Raw genomic sequence first — 17,833 nt, 5'->3', positions numbered from 1 at the left:
GCCCTTCTCGTGTCTAGCAGCCTGAGAATCGCATTTCCCCGAATCACAGTCAAGCGTTTGACGTCAAGTTTTTGGCGGCTGGATCTCTGTTGCCTTTTTGAAAGGTGAAAGACGATGCAACTGGACCATATAGCGACGCCCTTCGGGCGGCGGGCGATGACCTATGCCATGCTGGCAGACCAGATCGCGGCCGATGAGGTGGAGCCCGACGCGCGGATCGACAAGTGGAAGATCTATCACGCGCTGTGCGAAGCCCGGCCGCGCCTGGGCGTGACTGACCGGGCCCTGGCGGTGTTGAGCGCGCTGATCAGCTTTTATCCCAAGCCGGAGCTTGCGGCAGACGACTCCATGATCGTGTTTCCCTCCAATGCACAATTGTCGCGCCGCGCCAATGGCATGGCCGAGCCGACCATTCGCCGTCACGTCGCGGTGCTGGTTTCAGCCGGGCTGCTGGTGCGCAAGGACAGCGCCAATGGCAAACGCTTTGCACGCCGCAGCCGGGCAGGGGAGATCGACGAAGCCTTCGGTTTTTCGCTCAAGCCATTGCTGGCGCGCGCTGACGAGATCAGGCGCCTGGCTGCCGAGGTCGAAGCGGAACGCCTGCATCTGCGCCGGCTCAAGGAACGCCTGACGATCTGCCGGCGTGATGTGATCAAGCTGATTGAAACCGCGCTTGACGAGGGGGCGGAGGGCGACTGGCTGGCGGTGCAGGAGCATTACAGATCGATTGTCGAGAGCCACCCGCGCAGCCCGACAGCGGAAACCGTATCGGCGACGGTCAAGGAAATGGAGTTCCTGCGCGAAAACATCCTCAATCAGTTGGAAATACAGATCAATGCTCGAAAATCGAGCGGCAGTCCCGCTCAAACTGAGCGCCATATACAGAATTCAAACACCGACTCCATTCCTGAATCTGAACTGCTCTTGGAAACAGAACAGGGCGAAAATCGAAATGCTCCTGATCGATCGGATGGGGTGCCTGATGGCATCGAGGTCAAATCCGAACGGCCGGAGGAAGGGCAGGGGGAGCCGAGGGGAGGCGGCGGATCCGGTCAGGATGGTTCCCCGCGCCCAGAAATCCGGCGAGCGGGCGTCGGGTGGCGGTTTCAAGCCATTTCCGCTCGGCATGGTTTTGTCGGCGTGCCCGGATATCGCCGATTACGGGCCTGGCGGGGCTGTTTCGAGCTGGCGCGACCTGATGGGGGCCGCTGTGGTGGTGCGCTCGATGCTGGGCGTCTCGCCCTCGGCCTATGAGGAGGCCTGCGCAATTCTCGGGCCTGAAAACGCGGCCACGGTGATGGCCTGTATTCTCGAACGCGGCGGCCATATCAATTCCGCCGGCGGCTATCTGCGGGATCTGACCCGACGCGCCGGACGCGGCGAATTCTCGCTCGGACCCATGCTGATGGCGCAAATCCGCGCCAATGGTCCCGGTGAGAGACAGGCCGGGTGAGGGACGCTGGTGCGTGGGTGTTGTCGCGTCCGGATCGTCTTGCCGGGAGGGCCCCGGTGATCCGTTCACCCCATTCATTCACCCGGCGCGGTCCATAGCCTTTCTCACCAACAGCGCAGTCTCGACCCGGTTGCGCACATTGAGCTTCTTCATGATGTTGGTCATGTGGAAGGTGATGGTCTTTTCCTTGACGGTGAGCTGATCCGCGATTTCGCGGTTGCTGAGGCCCTTGCCAATGAGTTTGGCGATGCGCAATTCCCGGTCCGAGAGCAATGAAGCAAGGCTGGGTTCGGAGGTTTTACGGGCGTGGTTGAGGATTCGGAGCGTCAGGTTCGGCGAGACAAAGGAATCTCCGGCCGCCACACAGCGCAGCACGGAAATCAGCTCGCTGGCGGACACGCCTTTCAGCACATAGCCCACAGCGCCGGCATCGAGCGCCCGTATGACGTCGTCGTCCTGCTCGGAGACGGTCAGCATGATGACCTTGGGGGCATGATCCAGTTCGGCAATCCTGGCTGCCGCATCGATGCCGTTTCCGGGCATGGAGATATCGAGAAGAATGATGTCCGGTCGCAGCGAGGCTGCAAGGCCTATGGCTTCGTTTCCGTCAGAACACTCGCCGACGACCTCGATGTTCCGATCAAGTCTCAAAGACTGAACCACTCCGTTGCGAAACATCGGGTGGTCGTCAACAATCAGAACGGTGATCCGGGATTGCACTATCTCATCTCCAGGGTTGAAAGGGTAATGCTGACGGTGGTCCCGTCATGTCTGCTCTGCACATCCATAGTGCCGCCGAGACTTTCAACCCGTGCCCGGATCCAAGCGAGACCGAGTCCTCCCTCGGTCTGCTCGGGTCGAGCGGACGCCGAAGCTCCACAGTCGCTGACTGCCACGAACAACATCGCCTCGTGCCACTCACAGGTCACCCGCTGTCCAATTCCGCCAGCGTGCCGAAACGCGTTGTTCAGGCCTTCCTGAATGAACCGGTAGACACATATATTGACCGCGCTGTGAACCTTTGGTCCGTCGTCCAAGCAGTGAGCTTCCACCGTGGTTCGTGTCCTTTGTTCATGCGCCCGGACGGCCCGCGAGACGACCTCGCACAAGGGCAGGCCTTCGATCGGTGGCAGAACCAGCCCCTTGGAAAGATTGCGCACCTTCAGGTTTGCATCTGCCAAGAGGGTTTCGATCTCTGTAAGATGCACATCCCTGGCAACTTGCGAGCGGGCGCGGCGGACATGTTCCACGCGCAGCGCAGCAAGGCCGATCAGCTGCGCCGGCCCGTCGTGAAGTTCGGCGCCGAGGTCGCGCAGTTTGCTCTCGTTCATTTCCGAAATGAGGATTGTCGCGCGCCGGGCGCGCTCCCGCAACAGCCTGTTCTGGTCGGAGATGCGGCTGGTTTCACGGAGCTGAGCCTGCAGGGCCGCACGCTGGGTATCAATCTGCCGGCTTGCCCAGCTCACCACCCCGAGTGCAAGCATGATCAGGAGACTGGCGCCACCGACTGCAACCCAGCTGTGCATGCGCAATGTTTCAAGTTCGCGTTCGAGCGGCTCGGTAATCTCGTGAATCTCGGCGATTGCAATCACCTCCTCGGAGAGGTGACCACGGATCGGGACGTAAACTTCAAGGAAGGCCTTGGTGAAGCTTCTCAGGACATGTTCGTCGGCCGAGAGATCGGTGTATCGTGCGGACACCTTCCCGGCACGGGCAGCGACCAGTCCGTCTGGCGGCTGGAAGGATTTGCCGATCAGCCCGGGACTTGTTGAATAGATGATGCGGCCGTCATGCAGCCAGATCTCGACATGCGGAAACCGCAGTCTGAACTGATCGCTCTTGAGCAACCTGTCGAGCGTTTCCGTTTCATCGCCGCTTGCGCCGTTGAGGACGAGTCCCTGAACAATCGGGCCAAGAACGCTGTCGAGCAACAAGGCGGTTGATGTTGCCTCCGCCTCGATCCGGTTTCGAGCCAGCGAGGAACTGATGACCATGCCGGCAAGCACGGTAACCGCAAGTGTGATCAGGCCGCCGATAAGTGCAAAGCGATGAGGCAGCGTCCAGTCGCTCAGCATGCTGTGCCAAATCGACCCGCCCCAAAGATCGCTGTTTCTGTCCACGCGCTTCTCCAACTAGTCCCCAAACAACTAGTATAATGTTTCTGTTAACATTTTTCTCTGAGCGTTGGTCTGTAGCATTCCGGACCAACCTCTAGTGAGATACCTAGTCAAAGGTCTGGTATCGAATGAGCCCATTAGCCATAAATTCATCCGACCAAGTGGAGTACACCCCGAAATCTAATCGGATACTATTGACCTAAAAAATGGGGAAGCAGGGCATCTCCCTGGGGGGCTTTGTTCAACCGAAAAGATCAGAAAATCCACAAGTGGCCAAAAGCCGCGACGGTTAGACGCGCTCTGCGCGAAGGGGAGAGTCATGGTAAATCTTGTCAAACACGACCTGGAATTCATTCTAAAGCAGATCAAGATTGCGGAAGCACATTCCGCCGGCACAGAGTTAACCGAGATTTACGTCAATGCGGAGGGCAATGTCGTTCCCGCGGGCACGCCGGGCGCCGTTCTCGCCATCAGTGATCCACTTGCACCCTACGGGCTGCGCACTGTCGACGGCAGCTACAACAACCTGGTTGCCGATCGCGAACAGTGGGGAGCGGCCGATGAAGAGTTCCTGCGCCTGACCACGCCGGTCTGGCGCAATGAAAGCGACGATTCCATCACCTTCGGTGCAGGTTCGCCCGGCGAGGTCGTGTTCACCGACGGCAATTACGGCGAAATGGGGCAGCCTTCACCCGCGTCGATGGGGCTTGGCGGCGGAACCGTCGTCGATGCCGATCCGCGGACCATCTCCAATCTGATCGTCGACCAGACACTGTCCAACCCGGCTGCGATTTACGCGGCCCTGGTCTATTCAGGTTATTCCGGCGCCGAACTCAACGACGCGCTCAATGCGATCGTCGCAGCCAAAATGGCCTTCGACGCGGCAGAAGAAGCCGCCGCCAATGTTGATCCGGGTCCGATTGCGGCCCTGCAGGCGATCGTGGATGACGCAGCCGCGGCCGATGCGGCTGCCCAGTCCGCCGCGGCCGCAGCCGCCGCACAGGCCGCAGCCGATCAGGCCGCCTACGACGCCAGCGTGACCGCTGCCGCCAGCGCCGAAACCGCACGCAATACGGCGGCGACGACATATTTTACCCTTCTGACCGACGCGACGCCGAATGGTGATCAGGTTGCGGAAATCGCTGCCGCATTGGCTGCTTATGACGCCGCCGAATTCGACTATCAGGAAGCCGTGAACGCGTCAGAGGCACTCCAGCAGACCGCCTCGGATTCCGCCGTGGCCGCTGTTATTGCTGCCGGTGACGCAGTCGCGACTTCTGCCGCGCTTGCCGAAGCGCAGGCGACGCTCGCCGAGGCGCAGATTGCCGAAACGAACCTGGCCACCGCACAGACCACGCTTGACACGCTTCTTGAAACCCACTCGATCGAAATGCAGGGCGAGTCCGTCGTCATTCCGAACCTGGCGCCGGACGAAGGCCTTTCGGCGCCGTACAATTCCTGGTTCACCCTGTTCGGCCAGTTCTTCGACCACGGACTCGACCTCGTGGCCAAGTCCGGCAACGGCACGGTGTACATTCCGCTGGCCGCTGACGATCCTCTTTACAATCCGGACACGCCGAATTCCAATTTCATGGTGCTCAGCCGCACCAGCACCGATGCGCCGAACCTGACGACGCCCTGGGTCGACCAGAACCAGACCTACGGCTCCACGGCCTCCAAGCAGTTGTTCATGCGCGAATATGTGATGGTCAACGACCAGCCGGTCTCCACCGGCCATCTCCTGGAAGGCGCGCGCGGCGGCCTGGCTACCTGGGCCGAGGTGAAGACCCAGGCGCGGACGATGCTCGGCATCGAACTCACCGACGCGGACGTCACCAACATTCCGCTTTTCGTCGTCGACGACTACGGTGAATTTGTACGCGGCGCGAACGGATTTCCGCAGCTGGTCGTCTCGCTCGGCGCCGACAACATGTTCGGCGGCACCGGCGCGGACGCTGACGTCTTCCTCGAAGGCGATCCCAACGCCCCGATCAGCACGTTGAATGCAGTGCGCACCGGCCATGCCTTCCTCGACGACATCGCCCACGCGGCCGTGCCCGTCGTTGTCAACGGGGTGGCGCAGGCTGATTCCGACGACGACGTAGGCTACGCCAATGCCGACGGCGGCCAGACCGGCCTGTTCAATTCGCGTGGCCAGCAGACTCAATATGACGACGAGCTTCTCGACGCCCATTACGTCACCGGCGACGGCCGCGGCAACGAGAACATCGGACTCAGCGCTGTCCATCACATCTTCCATTCCGAGCACAACCGAGTTGTTGACCAGGTCAAGGAACTCGCGCTCGAGACCGGCGACCTGGCATTCCTGAACGAGTGGCTGGCTGTCGATGTCGCAAGCTTCCCGACCACGGAGGCGGAGATTGCCGCCTTGATCTGGGACGGTGAGCGCCTGTTCCAGTCCGGTCGCTTCGTTACGGAAATGGAATACCAGCACCTGGTCTTTGAAGAGTTTGCCCGCAAGGTACAGCCTGACGTCGACGCTTTCGTGTTCAACCCGTCGAGCGACATCAATCCGGCGATTTTCTCTGAATTCGCCCATGTTGTGTACCGTTTCGGCCACTCGATGCTCACCGAAACCGTTGATCGCATTAATCATGACGGCACGCGCGACGACCTCGACCTGTTCGAGGCCTTCCTCAATCCGCTTGCCTTCGGCGAAGTCGACGGGAGCGGCACTGTCACCGTCAACCACGACGAGGCGGCTGGGGCAATCATCCGCGGCATGACCAATCAGGTCGGCAACGAGATCGATGAATTCGTCACCAATGTGTTGCGCAATCAGTTGCTCGGCATCCCGCTCGACCTTGCCGCGATCAACCTCGCCCGCGGTCGCGATACCGGCATTCCGCCGCTGAATGAAGCGCGCCGGCAATTCCAGGACATCGCCAATGGCGATACGCAGCTCGCGGCCTACACCAGCTGGACCGACTTCGCGCTCAACATGAAGAACCCGGCGTCGATCGTGAACTTCATCGCCGCCTACGGCACGCATGCCACGATCGAGGCTGAAACCACGATTGAAGGCAAGCGCGCGGCTGCCATGAAGATCGTCTTCGGCGGCGAAGGCGCGCCCACCGACCGTGTCGAGTTCCTCAATGCCACCGGCGCATGGGCCGGGGGCGAACTCGGTGGAGTCGAGCTCATCGACCTCTGGGTCGGCGGCCTGGCCGAGAAGAAAATGGCGTTCGGCGGCATGCTGGGCTCTACCTTCTCCTTCGTCTTCGAACTCCAGCTCGAGAACCTGCAGAACGGCGACCGTTTCTACTACCTGTCGCGCGTCCAGGGCATGAACCTGCTCAATGAACTGGAAAACAACTCGCTGGCGAAGATGGTGCTCAACAACACCGATCTTGGCGAGCGTGGCTATGCGGTTCCAGGCGACATCTTCTCGGTGCCGGACCACGTTCTCTACGTCGACCACAACGAGCAGGTGAAGTTCGGCCATGCGGATCCGATGCAGGAGGATGCGTTCCTGCAGGCGCTTTCACCAATGATCGAGCGCGTTGATGCCAACAATGATGGCATTGCCGAATATATCCGCGTCAACACCAACGATCACGTCCTGATCCAGGGCACGAGCGGCAACGATCACATCGTGTCGGGCGGCGGTGACGACTCTGTGTGGGGCGGCGCTGGCGACGACACGATCGAAGCCGGCTACGGCGTGGACAAGATCCATGGCGGCGACGGCGACGACATCATCACCAACAACGGCACAGACATCGGCGAAGCCGACATGCTGCACGGGGAAGGCGGCAATGACGTCATCCACGGGGGGGCCGGCCTGGCGTTGATCTTCGGCAACGAGGGCCAGGACTTCATCATTACCGGTCCCGACGGCAAGGAGGCCTTCGGCGGCACCGGCAATGACTTTATCCTCGGGGGCGAGGGCGGCGACTTCCTGCTCGGCAACGAGGGGGACGACTGGATCGAGGCCGGAAACGGCTTCGACACAACCGCTGGCGACAACTCGGAGCTGTTCTTCAACTCCACAATCCTTGGCCACGACGTCATGTTCGCAGGCGCCAATGAACATGATTTCGACGCGGAATCCGGCGACGACATCATGGTCCAGGGCGAGAGCGTGATGCGCAACGAGGGCATGTGGGGCTTCGACTGGGCCATCCACAAATTCCACAATCTGGGTGCCAATGACGATCTCAAGGTTCCGATTTTCACCACGGACCAGGAGGATATTCTGCGCGACCGGTTTGACGCCGTCGAGGCGCTCTCGGGCTGGAAGCACGACGACACGCTTCGCGGCGACGACCGCATCGGTGCCGACAACGCCGAAGGCAACCCGGCGCTTGCCGGGGCCGAGAACACGATGGTCAAGCATGAACTGACCCAAGCCGGCGTCGACCGCATCGAAGGCATGCGCGACTTCCTCGGCAACATGATCGCAGCTCCCGGCGCCGGCGACCTCGAAGCCCAGATCGCCTTTGATAGCGGCAATATGTTGCTTGGCGGCGGCGGCAACGACACGATCGAGGGCAGGGGCGGCAACGACGTCATCGACGGTGACCGCTGGCTCAACGTGCGCATCCGTATCGAACATGACGGAGATGTCTATACGGCCGACGGCATGACCCATCAGGTCTATCTCGAGAGCGATTATGCAAATGGCGAGGTGGCACCGAATGCGGTCGCGCAATTCGGCGGCAGGACGCTCGACAAGATCATGCTCGCCCGCGGTCTCAATCCGGGCGAACTCTCGATCGTGCGTGAAATCGTCGGCAGCGACGATGGCAGCATTGACACCGCCGTGTTCTGGGACGTGATGGCCAATTACGAGATCACGAACAACCCTGACGGCAGCGTCACGGTCAACCATGTGACCCAGACGGCTGGCGTGGTCGATGAACGCGGCCAGAACCGCATTTCGGACGGCATCGACCGGTTGACGAACATCGAGCGGCTTCGGTTCTCGGACGTTGAAGTAAATGTCAACGCACCTGCGACCGGCGCCCCTGGTGTCAGCGACTTGACCCCCACGGAGGGGCAACTTCTCTCCGTCACCAATCTTGCCTCGATCCTTGATCCTGACGGGCTTGGCGCGTTCTCTTACCAGTGGCAGCAGTCTGCCAACGGCACAGATTGGACAAATATTGCCGGTGCAACGGATCCGTCCTTCACGCCGCAGGATTTAGCCTTGACTGCGGCAGGGGCTCAACTTGGCCTTCAGCTCAGGGTGGCGGTCATCTTCACAGACGGTGGCGGAACTGTCGAAACACTGTTCTCCGCTCCCACCGGTCCGACCGGAGCGAACTGGGATGGCGTTCCGTTATTCAACAACACTTTTGACGGGACTGCAGGCGACGACATAGCTGATGGCGTCAGCCCATTCATTATTTTCGGCGGCAATGACACTCTTAACGGCAACGCCGGCGACGACATCCTGTCAGGCGATGGTGGCAATGACGTGTTGAACGGCGGCGTGGGCAACGATCTCGCTCAACGGCGGCGGAGGCACGGACGTGGCAGTTTTTGCCGGCGGGGTCGGTAACTTCAACTTCGCCCAGTCCGGTGCAAACATCGTCGTAACCGATCTCACCGGAGCCGAAGGCGTTGACACGCTTAGCAGTGTCGAGACGCTTCGTTTCGCCGGGGCCAATTTCTCGATCATTCAAGGAAATGGGGCCGGCAATATCAACCTTAACGGTGCCAATGGCGCAGGCGGGTCGCAGATCGTCCTTGGATGGGCTGGCTCCGATACTGCCAACGGCGGCACCGGCAACGACATTCTTGTGGGAGGCGCCGGCAACGATACGCTCAACGGCAATGCCGGGAGTGACACCATCCTCTGGCGCGTCGGCGACGGACGCGACGTCATAAACGGCGACACCGCTGCTGGAAACATTGTGGGGACGACGGATACGGTCCATATTGCGGGCGACGGAACTGCCGAGCAGTATACTGTACATTCCCGCACAGCGTGGCTTTCGATTGCTGGAAACCTGGCCAGCCAGATCAATGCGAACACCGAGATCGTTATCACGCGCAACGGCACCGACAATGCATCGGTCATCACCGAACTCAACAATATCGAGGAAATCGTGATCGACGGTCACGGCGGCGGCGATAGCTTCACCACCAACGGTACTTTCGCCGGCACCAGCCTTTCGACCAGCACCATTACAATCAATGGCGGCTCCGGTGACGATACCGTCGATATCTCGGGTCTGTTGTCTGAGCACCGCATTGTCTTCCGCTCGAATGGTGGAAATGACACCATACTCGGCGGATTGCGCCCGCAGGACGTGATTGTGCTGCCGGAAGGAACGACGGATTTTCTGACAAACATCGAGAACGGGATGACTACCATCACCTTTGGTGATGACTCGGTCAGCTTCGCCACGCCGGCAGGCGGCGCCCCGGCCATCGTGCCTGGATCGGCTGAACTCGATGACGACGAAACCTTCGACTCCGGAACACTTGTTCTTTCGGGCGAGGACCTCGCGGAACTGCGCGAACTCGTCAACGACACCCCGCGCGCTTCCTCGGGCTACGGCAACAACGAAGCCAATCCGGGATGGGGTGCCGCGTACGAGAACTTCATCCGCCTCACCGGCGCCGACTACACTGACGGCGCCAATGGGGTGCGCCAGACGGCGCTCACCCCGCGCGAAATTTCCGATCTCGTCTCCAATCAGGACAATGACGGCGACGGGGTGGAAGAGGACATTCCGAACCAGTTCGGCGGCTCGGCGCTGCTGACGTTCTTCGGTCAGTACTTCGACCATGGCCTCGACTTCGTGGCCAAGGGCACTCCGGGCTCGATGCCAATCGGTTCGGCGACGTTCCCGATCAGTGCCGGCCGCTCGAACTACGTCGACGGCACCGGTGTCGATCCGGACGGCATTGCCAACAACGGTGACGAAACGCCGGCGGAATACCGCAATGAAGTCTCGCCCTTCGCCGATCAGAACCAGACCTACGGATCACACGACGCGGTCACCGACCTGTTGCGCAAGTGGGTCGAGGGCTCGGACGGAAGCGCGGTGCAGACCGCTTACCTGCTCGAAGGTGACCTTGACTCAAGCGGCCGCGGCTTGCTGCCGACGCTTGATCACGTCCGTGAAAACTACCGGATCATGACAGGCGGGCAGGAACTGACTTCCGCCGACATCTCCGACTATGACGGTACCGGGCACCCGTTGCTGATCGACTTCATCCCGGCCTTTGTCACGCTTCCCGACGAGAGCGAGCCGCAGCTCGACCTCGACGCCATCGGTCACTACTTCGTTGCCGGCGACGGGCGCGTGAATGAGAATGTGATGCTGACCACGATCCACACGATTTGGGCTCGCAACCACAACTTCTGGGTTGATACGCTCAGGGAGAGGACCGGCGGCAGCTGGACCGAGGCCGAATATTTCAACGCGGCCCGCGAGCTCAACATCGTCGAGTACCAGCGCGTCGTCTTCACCGAATTCGCGGAAGCCATGGCCGGCGGCCTTGGCGACGATGATGACGGGCCGGACGACGAGCACGGTTTCGAGGGCTATGATCCTTCGGTCGACGCCTCGATCTCGATCGAGTTTGCCCAGGCGGCCTACCGCTTCGGCCACTCGATGCTGAACGAGCACGTCAGCTACGTCGATGCGGACGGCAACACCCAGCAGCTTTCGCTGGTCCAGGCCTTCCTGCAGCCCGGTCAGCTTACCAATCTCGGTATCGACGGCCTGCTGGCCGGCGCTATCGGCGAGCGGCACCAGGCGATCGACGTCGACATGGTCAACGCCTTGCGCAATCAGCTCGTTGGCCGGCCGCTTGATCTTGCTGCCCTCAACATCTTCCGCGGCAGGGACATGGGCGTGGCACCGTTCAACCAGATACGCGCGGAGCTCTTTGCCAGCACCGGCAAGGAAAGCCTGCGTCCCTATACCGGCTGGGCAGACTTCCAGGCCCGCAACAACATCGACGCGCAGACGATGGCCAAGTTGATGGCGGCCTATCCGGATGGCTTCGAGACCATGGATCTGTGGATCGGCGGTCTTGCCGAGAAGCCGATGCATGGACAGCTCGGTTCCACCTTCGGTTACATCTTCCTCGAGCAGCTTGACCGGCTGCAGCACGGCGACAGCCATTACTACCTGGAAGTCTTCGACGACTCGCTCTTCGAGAACGTGGAGATATCCTTCGCCAAGTTGATTGCCCGCAACACGGGTCTCACAGACCTGCCGGAGAACGTCTTCATGCCGGATGCCCTTGCGCCGGACACGGGGAGCGAGCCGACCGACGATGATGATGACGACGATGACGACGACAATGTCGGGGTCGATGACGACACGGATGAAGATTCCGATGACGATTCGGATGACGATGCTGACAATGACGAGGACATGGATGACTCCGACGATGATGATGAGGACACTTCCGATACCGATGACGATGATGATGTGGGCACCGGACAGCCAGCCCCTGGCACATCGGGTATTGTTGGAACCGAACTCGTTGACGTGATGACGGGTACCGGCGACGGCGAGACCATCATGGCTCTCGGCGGCAGGGATATCGTCTTCGCCGGAGGCGGCGATGACAATGTCCTGGGCGGCAAAGGCGCCGACATGCTCTATGGCGATGGCGGAAACGACCGGATCTTCGGCGGTGCCGGCAACGACTTCATCACGGGCGGCGCCGGCAACGACACCGTCTTCGGTGAAGGCGGCGATGACCTGATCGTGGCGGAAGCCAATGACGGCAACGACACCTACTATGGTGACGCAATGGATGGCGGAAACGGCATCGACACGCTCGACATGTCGGCCATCTCCGCCAATATCACCGCCGATCTGGGAACCGGCTTCATGGGGCGCGGCTCGGTTTCGAGCTCGATGTCGGGCAACGACACGATCTGGGGTGTGGAGAACATCGTCACCGGCTCGGGCAACGACACCATCACGGCCAGCAGTGCGGTCAACGTCATGGATGGAGGCACCGGGAACGACACCTTCCGGTTCCTGTCCGCCGCAGATGCCAACGGCGACACGATCCTGGGCTTCCAGCCCGGGGACCGGCTGGATCTCGGTGGCATCGATGCCAACGGAACCACGGCGGGCAATCAAAGCTTCTCGCTGGTTTCCGGTGCATTCTCCGGATCTTTGGGTGAACTCCTGGTCACCTATGAGAGCCGCGATGGCGAGGATTATACCGTGGTCCAGGGCAACACGATCGGAGACGCGCAAGCCGACTTCAAGATCAGCATCAAGGGGTCTCACGACCTCGTGACGAGCGACTTCAATCTCTAGTCAGATCAGCGAACCGCGGGACCCGGATCGGCCGGGTCCCATCTTCTTCCATTCAGGTTAGGTAAGGTGTCATGCGTTCGAAAGATCCGGCCAAGGCTGCCAAACAAAAAAGCGCGGAGCAACTGACCCGTGGTTTCCGCTCGATCTGCATTTTTCTGTTCGGGATTTCCGGGCTTATCAACATCCTGGCGCTGACCGGCGCCTTCTACATGTTGCAGGTTTATGACCGGGCGCTTACCAGCGGCAGTGTCCCAACCCTGGTGTTAATCTCGGCCCTGGCGATCGGCCTCTATGCTTTTCAGGGTCTCTTCGACATCCTGCGTTCGCAGATCCTGGTGCGCGTCGGCGCCCGGCTCGACCGCCGGGTAGCACCGCTCGCACACCAGGTCGCCATCGACATGCCGAGATTCGGGTTCTCTACGGCGGAATCGCTGGAACGGGGTCGTGACGTCGATAACGTGCGAAACTTTCTCGGCAGCCAGGGGCCGATGGCGCTGTTCGACCTGCCATGGATGCCGCTTTTCCTGGGCTTCGTCTTCATCCTGCATCCGCTTCTTGGAGCTCTGACGCTCGGTGGCGCCGTCGTGCTGACGATTATTACGATCGTCACCGAATTGATGACGCGGCGACTGACCGGCGCCACCCATTCCGCCGTGGTTTCGCGCAACGCCATCGCCGATTCCAACACCCGCAATGCCGATATCCTCAAGGCAATGGGTTTTGTCGATCGCGCAGTCGAGCGGTTCCGTCGTGCAAACGAAGAACATCTGGACCTTCAGACGCGGACCAACGACATCAGCGGCACGTTTGGCGCCCTTTCACGCGTCCTTCGCATGTTGTTGCAATCCGCGGTGCTTGGGCTCGGCGCGTTTCTGACAATCAAGGGGGAACTTTCGGCCGGCGCGATCATTGCGGCTTCGGTCGCCTCTGCGCGTGCACTCGCTCCGATCGACCTTGCCATTGGCAACTGGAAGAACGTGGTTTCCGCCCGTTCCGCCTATGAGCGCCTCAAGGAGACGGTCGTCACGCTGGCGCAGGTGCAGCCACCAATGGAGCTGCCTGCTCCGACCCAATCGCTGAAAGTGCAGAATGTCACCGTCGCTGCCCCGGGTACCGGGAGAATATTGCTCTCCGACGTCAGCTTCGAACTGAAGGCCGGCCAGGCCGTCGGCGTCATCGGTCCAAGCGGCGGCGGCAAGACGACCCTGGTTCGTGCATTGACCGGGATCTGGCCCACCTTGCGCGGCAGTGTGCGTCTGGATGACGCCGAACTGACCCAGTGGACCGATCAACGCCTGGGGGCCTTTATCGGTTACCTGCCTCAGGAGGTTGCCCTTCTCGACGGGACCATCGAGGAGAACGTGTCCCGTCTCGAGGCGCAACCCGATGCCCGAGCGATTGTGCTGGCCGCACGGGCTGCCGGCGTTCACCAGTTGATCGTGTCACTGCCTGATGGCTATCGCACCGAGCTTGGCCCTCTTGGCCTGTCGCTTTCGGGCGGTCAGCGCCAGCGTCTGGGCCTGGCACGTGCTCTGTACAAGGATCCGTTCATCGTGATTCTCGACGAGCCGAACTCCAATCTAGACGGCGAGGGCGAGGCGGCACTGACAGCGGCCATTACCTCGGTTCGGGAACGCGGTGGAATTGTCGTGGTCGTGGCCCACCGGCCGAGTGCGCTTGCCGCAGTTGATATGGTGGCCGTGATCCAGAACGGCAAGCTTGCTGCGTTCGGTCGAAAGGAGGACATTCTCGGGAATCCGGCGCCGCAGATGCCGCGCGTTGCAGCCGACGACAATGTTCCGCAGGAAGCAAAAGGGCGGCCGAAAATGACGGCGCGGGTGTCGGCATGATTATCCAGGCAAAAGCAACCAAGGAAAACAACAAGGCGGAAGATCCGGGCCAGCGGTTCATCTTCAAAAGCATGGACCACCGCACCAACACGCCTTACGCCATCGGTGTCGCGCTTCTGGCCTTCCTGATCTACCTCCGGGCATTCGTGACAGGCAAACCGCTTGTCGAGGAAGAAGAGGCGAAGCGACCGTCCGAAGATGCAGAAGGTGAGGGCTCGGAGTCTGACGCCGAGTCTCTGCTTCTGGCTGCCGAAGAGGTGGATCCGGTCCAAACCAACAGCGTTGAAAGTGTAGACAACGCAGTGGCCGAGGTGGAAATCTCCCGTTCCCCCAGGGCCAGCTTGATCGACCTGGGCGAGAGCACTCTGTTTGGCAGAGATTTCTTTCTCGGCCCCGTCCAGGGGAATTTGTCGCGCCGCTTCGGCGGGCGGCCAACGACAATGGTCTGCTCTCATTCGATCCGGCGCCGGCGTCTTTCGGAGGGAGCCAGGTCGCATCACCGCAACCGGCCCCCAGCGGAGGCCCCTGGTGGCCGCAAGAGGAGGCTGTCTGGCCCGAGATTGAGTTTCATGCTCCCGCCCCAACTGGCGCAGCGCCAGGCGGCGATCAGGATAACAGTGGCGACGGCGGTAACGGAAATGGCAATGACGGAACCGGTGACGGCCAGGATAATGACGATTCAGACAGTCGTTCGACAAATCGGGCACCGACGGTGCGCGGGCCGGTTTACCTCATGGATGTGACCGGCTGCATGGCCATGCTGATAGGACTCAACTCGCTCCTTCACGGGGCGGCCGATCCGGATGGGGACCCATTGGCGGTCATAGGCATGACGACGTCATCGGGAACGCTGACGCGGACCGGTGGGGACTGGACCTATCTTGCCGAGCCTCAGATGCTCGGGCCGGTAACCCTGACCTACTGGATATTCGACGGTGAATTGATGGTGCGGCAGACCGCGCATTTCTCCGTGGTTCGCAGCACGATCGTTGGTACCCAGGGTGACGACGCGCTACTCGGAACACAGTGCGCTGATGATATTGACGGGCGCGACGGCGACGACAATATCGACGCACGCGGCGGCGACGATGTCATTCACGGGGGTGACGGAAACGATCATGTGATCGCGGGCGACGGCGATGACACGATCTTCGCCGGAAATGGCAATGACATCGTTATGGCTGGCGCTGGCAATGACCGTGTTTCGGGGGGCGCTGGCAATGATCGGATTTACGGCGAAGCGGGTGACGATATCCTTTTCGGGGATGATGGCGACGACTTCGTTTCTGGCGGCAGCGGAGATGACATCATCTTCGGCGGGGAAGGCGACGATATAATTGCTGGCGACGCCGGAGACGATATACTTGACGGAGGATCGGGCAACGACATCGTCAATGGCGGGGCGGGCAACGATACCTTGATCGATGGAGAGGGCAGCGACCGCCACGAGGGCGGCGCCGGCAACGACCGGATCATCGTAGCGCTCGACCGGGCGAGCGACACCCATGATGGCGGCGAGGGATGGGACCTTCTGGACCTTTCGGCGACGGCTGCAGGCGTTGAAGTCAATCTGTTTCAAGGCTATGCGCGCGGCGGAGAGATCGGGGAGGACACCGTTATCTCCATTGAGTCTGTCACAGGCGGTTCGGGAGATGACGTTCTCACGGGCGATGCCGGTGGAAACACCCTTTCAGGTGGGGCGGGCAACGATACCTTGATTGACGGGGACGGCAGCGACCGCCACGAGGGCGGCGCCGGCAACGACCGGATCATCGCGGCGCTCGACCAGGCGAGCGACACGCATGATGGCGGCGAGGGATCGGACCTTCTGGACCTTTCGGCGACGACTGCAGGCGTTGAGGTTGATCTGTTTCAAGGCTTTGCACACGGTGCCGAGATCGGGGAGGACATGGCTGTCTCGATTGAGTCTGTCACAGGCGGTTCGGGAGATGACGTTCTCACTGGCGATGCCGCTGGAAACACCCTTTCAGGTGGGGCGGGCAACGACATCGTCAATGGTGGAGACGGCAACGATACCTTGATCGATGGAGAGGGCAGCGACCGCCACGAGGGCGGCGCCGGCAACGACCGGATCGTCGCGGCGCTCGACCAGGCGAGCGACACGCATGATGGCGGCGAGGGATCGGACCTTCTGGACCTTTCGGCGACGACTGCAGGCGTTGAGGTCGATCTGTTTCAAGGCTATGCGCGCGGCGGAGAGATCGGGGAGGACACGGCTGTCTCGATTGAGTCTGTCACGGGCGGTTCAGGAGATGACGTTCTCACTGGCGATGCCGGCGGAAACACCCTTTCAGGTGGAGCCGGCGATGACGACATAAACGGTCGGGCTGGCGAAGACCATCTCGATGGAGGGACAGGTGACGACACCATTCGCGACGGGTCGGGAGCGGATATCGTCCATGCGGGGGACGGCAATGACCTGGTGATTGCAGCCGCCGACGGAGATGACGATCACTACGATGGTGGTGAGGGATCTGATACGCTCGACTATTCGAGCGCTCTCCTGGGCCTCGATATCAACCTGGTCGAGCAGACTGCCAACAGCTCAGAAATCGGCGAAGACACGTTTGCGGGTTTCGAGACATTCGTTGGCGGTTCAGGAAATGACCATTTCACAATGGGTGGGGATTTTGGGGTGGCGCTTTTCGGCGGGGCCGGCGATGACACCTTTGAATTTCAATGCGGACCGACAGTGCCAAACACTCAGGTCTCATTCGAGATCCTTGATTTTCGCGTCGGGGATAAAGTCCGTATGAAAAAATACGACCTGTTCGAGAAGGTGTTCGACGAATTGGAAGACGAGTTTGAAGGTCTTTACAATGACCGGATCGACGATGATGACGTCGCCATTCGCTATAAGCACGAAAAATTCGACGCTTATGAACAGACCGTAATCGAGGCAGACTTCAATCGCGACGGCTTCTACGAGACGAGCATCACTCTCGACGGCCGACACTTGATCGTCATGATCGAGACAGCATAAGGGGCAGGGGCATGACCACGGAAAAATCGATTAATCCGCTGCGGATCGGGCCGCACGTTTTAGCGGGCTTCACGTTGAGTTTCTTCCTCCTTGCCGGAGTTGGCGGTTGGGCAGCAACCGCCAAGATCTCTGGCGCC

At 60.7% G+C, this 17,833-nt stretch carries 8 protein-coding genes and 1 pseudogene; 7 read left to right on the top strand and 2 right to left on the bottom strand.

Annotated elements, in window-relative coordinates; translation table 11 throughout:
- Window positions 1–114: 114 nt before the first annotated feature.
- Together repC (OEG82_RS24345) and repC (OEG82_RS24340) are read left to right on the top strand one after the other, a co-directional pair.
- Window positions 115–921 (top strand): annotated as a pseudogene (gene repC / locus OEG82_RS24345) (plasmid replication protein RepC); the annotation flags it as partial.
- Entirely contained in the window at window positions 836–1,453 is a 618-nt protein-coding gene (repC, locus tag OEG82_RS24340) for a plasmid replication protein RepC (RefSeq protein WP_425497668.1), read from the top strand. The pseudogene repC (OEG82_RS24345) and the gene repC (OEG82_RS24340), both read left to right, overlap by 86 nt.
- A gap of 78 nt (window positions 1,454–1,531) precedes the next feature.
- Here repC (OEG82_RS24340) and OEG82_RS23595 read toward each other — a convergent pair whose 3' ends face one another.
- Together OEG82_RS23595 and OEG82_RS23590 are read right to left on the bottom strand one after the other, a co-directional pair.
- Window positions 1,532–2,173 carry a response regulator gene (locus OEG82_RS23595; protein ID WP_267615067.1) on the bottom strand — a complete coding sequence of 214 codons (642 nt, stop codon included), beginning with the start codon at window positions 2,171–2,173 and terminating at the stop codon, window positions 1,532–1,534.
- Window positions 2,173–3,573, bottom strand: coding sequence for a sensor histidine kinase (locus tag OEG82_RS23590; RefSeq protein ID WP_267615066.1), 1,401 nt, complete (start codon window positions 3,571–3,573; stop codon window positions 2,173–2,175). Before OEG82_RS23590 ends, OEG82_RS23595 begins: the two co-directional genes overlap by 1 nt.
- Window positions 3,574–3,889: 316 nt before the next feature.
- Here OEG82_RS23590 and OEG82_RS23585 point away from each other — a divergent pair, with 316 nt between their 5' ends.
- From OEG82_RS23585 to OEG82_RS23565, 5 genes are all read left to right on the top strand, one after another.
- A complete protein-coding gene (locus OEG82_RS23585) occupies window positions 3,890–9,097 on the top strand; it encodes a peroxidase family protein (protein WP_267615065.1) in 5,208 nt (1,735 codons plus the stop codon).
- Window positions 9,069–12,842 carry a peroxidase family protein gene (locus OEG82_RS23580; RefSeq protein WP_267615064.1) on the top strand — a complete coding sequence of 1,258 codons (3,774 nt, stop codon included), beginning with the start codon at window positions 9,069–9,071 and terminating at the stop codon, window positions 12,840–12,842. Before OEG82_RS23585 ends, OEG82_RS23580 begins: the two co-directional genes overlap by 29 nt.
- Before the next feature lie 71 nt (window positions 12,843–12,913).
- Complete coding sequence (locus OEG82_RS23575; RefSeq protein ID WP_267615063.1) at window positions 12,914–14,692, top strand: type I secretion system permease/ATPase; 1,779 nt, start codon at window positions 12,914–12,916, stop codon at window positions 14,690–14,692.
- Entirely contained in the window at window positions 14,689–15,435 is a 747-nt protein-coding gene (locus OEG82_RS23570; RefSeq protein ID WP_267615062.1) for a hypothetical protein, read from the top strand. Before OEG82_RS23575 ends, OEG82_RS23570 begins: the two co-directional genes overlap by 4 nt.
- The gene (locus OEG82_RS23565; RefSeq protein ID WP_324288997.1) at window positions 15,426–17,696 is read left to right on the top strand and encodes a cadherin-like domain-containing protein; all 2,271 of its coding nucleotides are present in this window, start codon (window positions 15,426–15,428) and stop codon (window positions 17,694–17,696) included. The genes OEG82_RS23570 and OEG82_RS23565 overlap by 10 nt, the downstream gene beginning before the upstream one ends.
- Window positions 17,697–17,833: the final 137 nt, after the last annotated feature.

Origin of the sequence: Hoeflea ulvae (assembly GCF_026619435.1) — a bacterium.
Classification (GTDB): Bacteria; Pseudomonadota; Alphaproteobacteria; order Rhizobiales; family Rhizobiaceae; genus Hoeflea; species Hoeflea ulvae.
The sequence above is the reverse complement of the archived record's forward strand: the minus strand, read 5'-3'. Positions and strand labels throughout refer to the sequence as shown.

Excerpts from the sequence above, each read along its gene's own strand:
- repC (WP_425497668.1), top strand. The coding sequence starts at position 836 with ATGCTCGAAAATCGAGCGGCAGTCCCGCTCAAACTGAGCGCCATATAC.
- OEG82_RS23585 (WP_267615065.1), top strand. The coding sequence starts at position 3,890 with ATGGTAAATCTTGTCAAACACGACCTGGAATTCATTCTAAAGCAGATC.
- OEG82_RS23575 (WP_267615063.1), top strand. The coding sequence starts at position 12,914 with ATGCGTTCGAAAGATCCGGCCAAGGCTGCCAAACAAAAAAGCGCGGAG.
- OEG82_RS23570 (WP_267615062.1), top strand. The coding sequence starts at position 14,689 with ATGATTATCCAGGCAAAAGCAACCAAGGAAAACAACAAGGCGGAAGAT.
- OEG82_RS23565 (WP_324288997.1), top strand. The coding sequence starts at position 15,426 with ATGGATGTGACCGGCTGCATGGCCATGCTGATAGGACTCAACTCGCTC.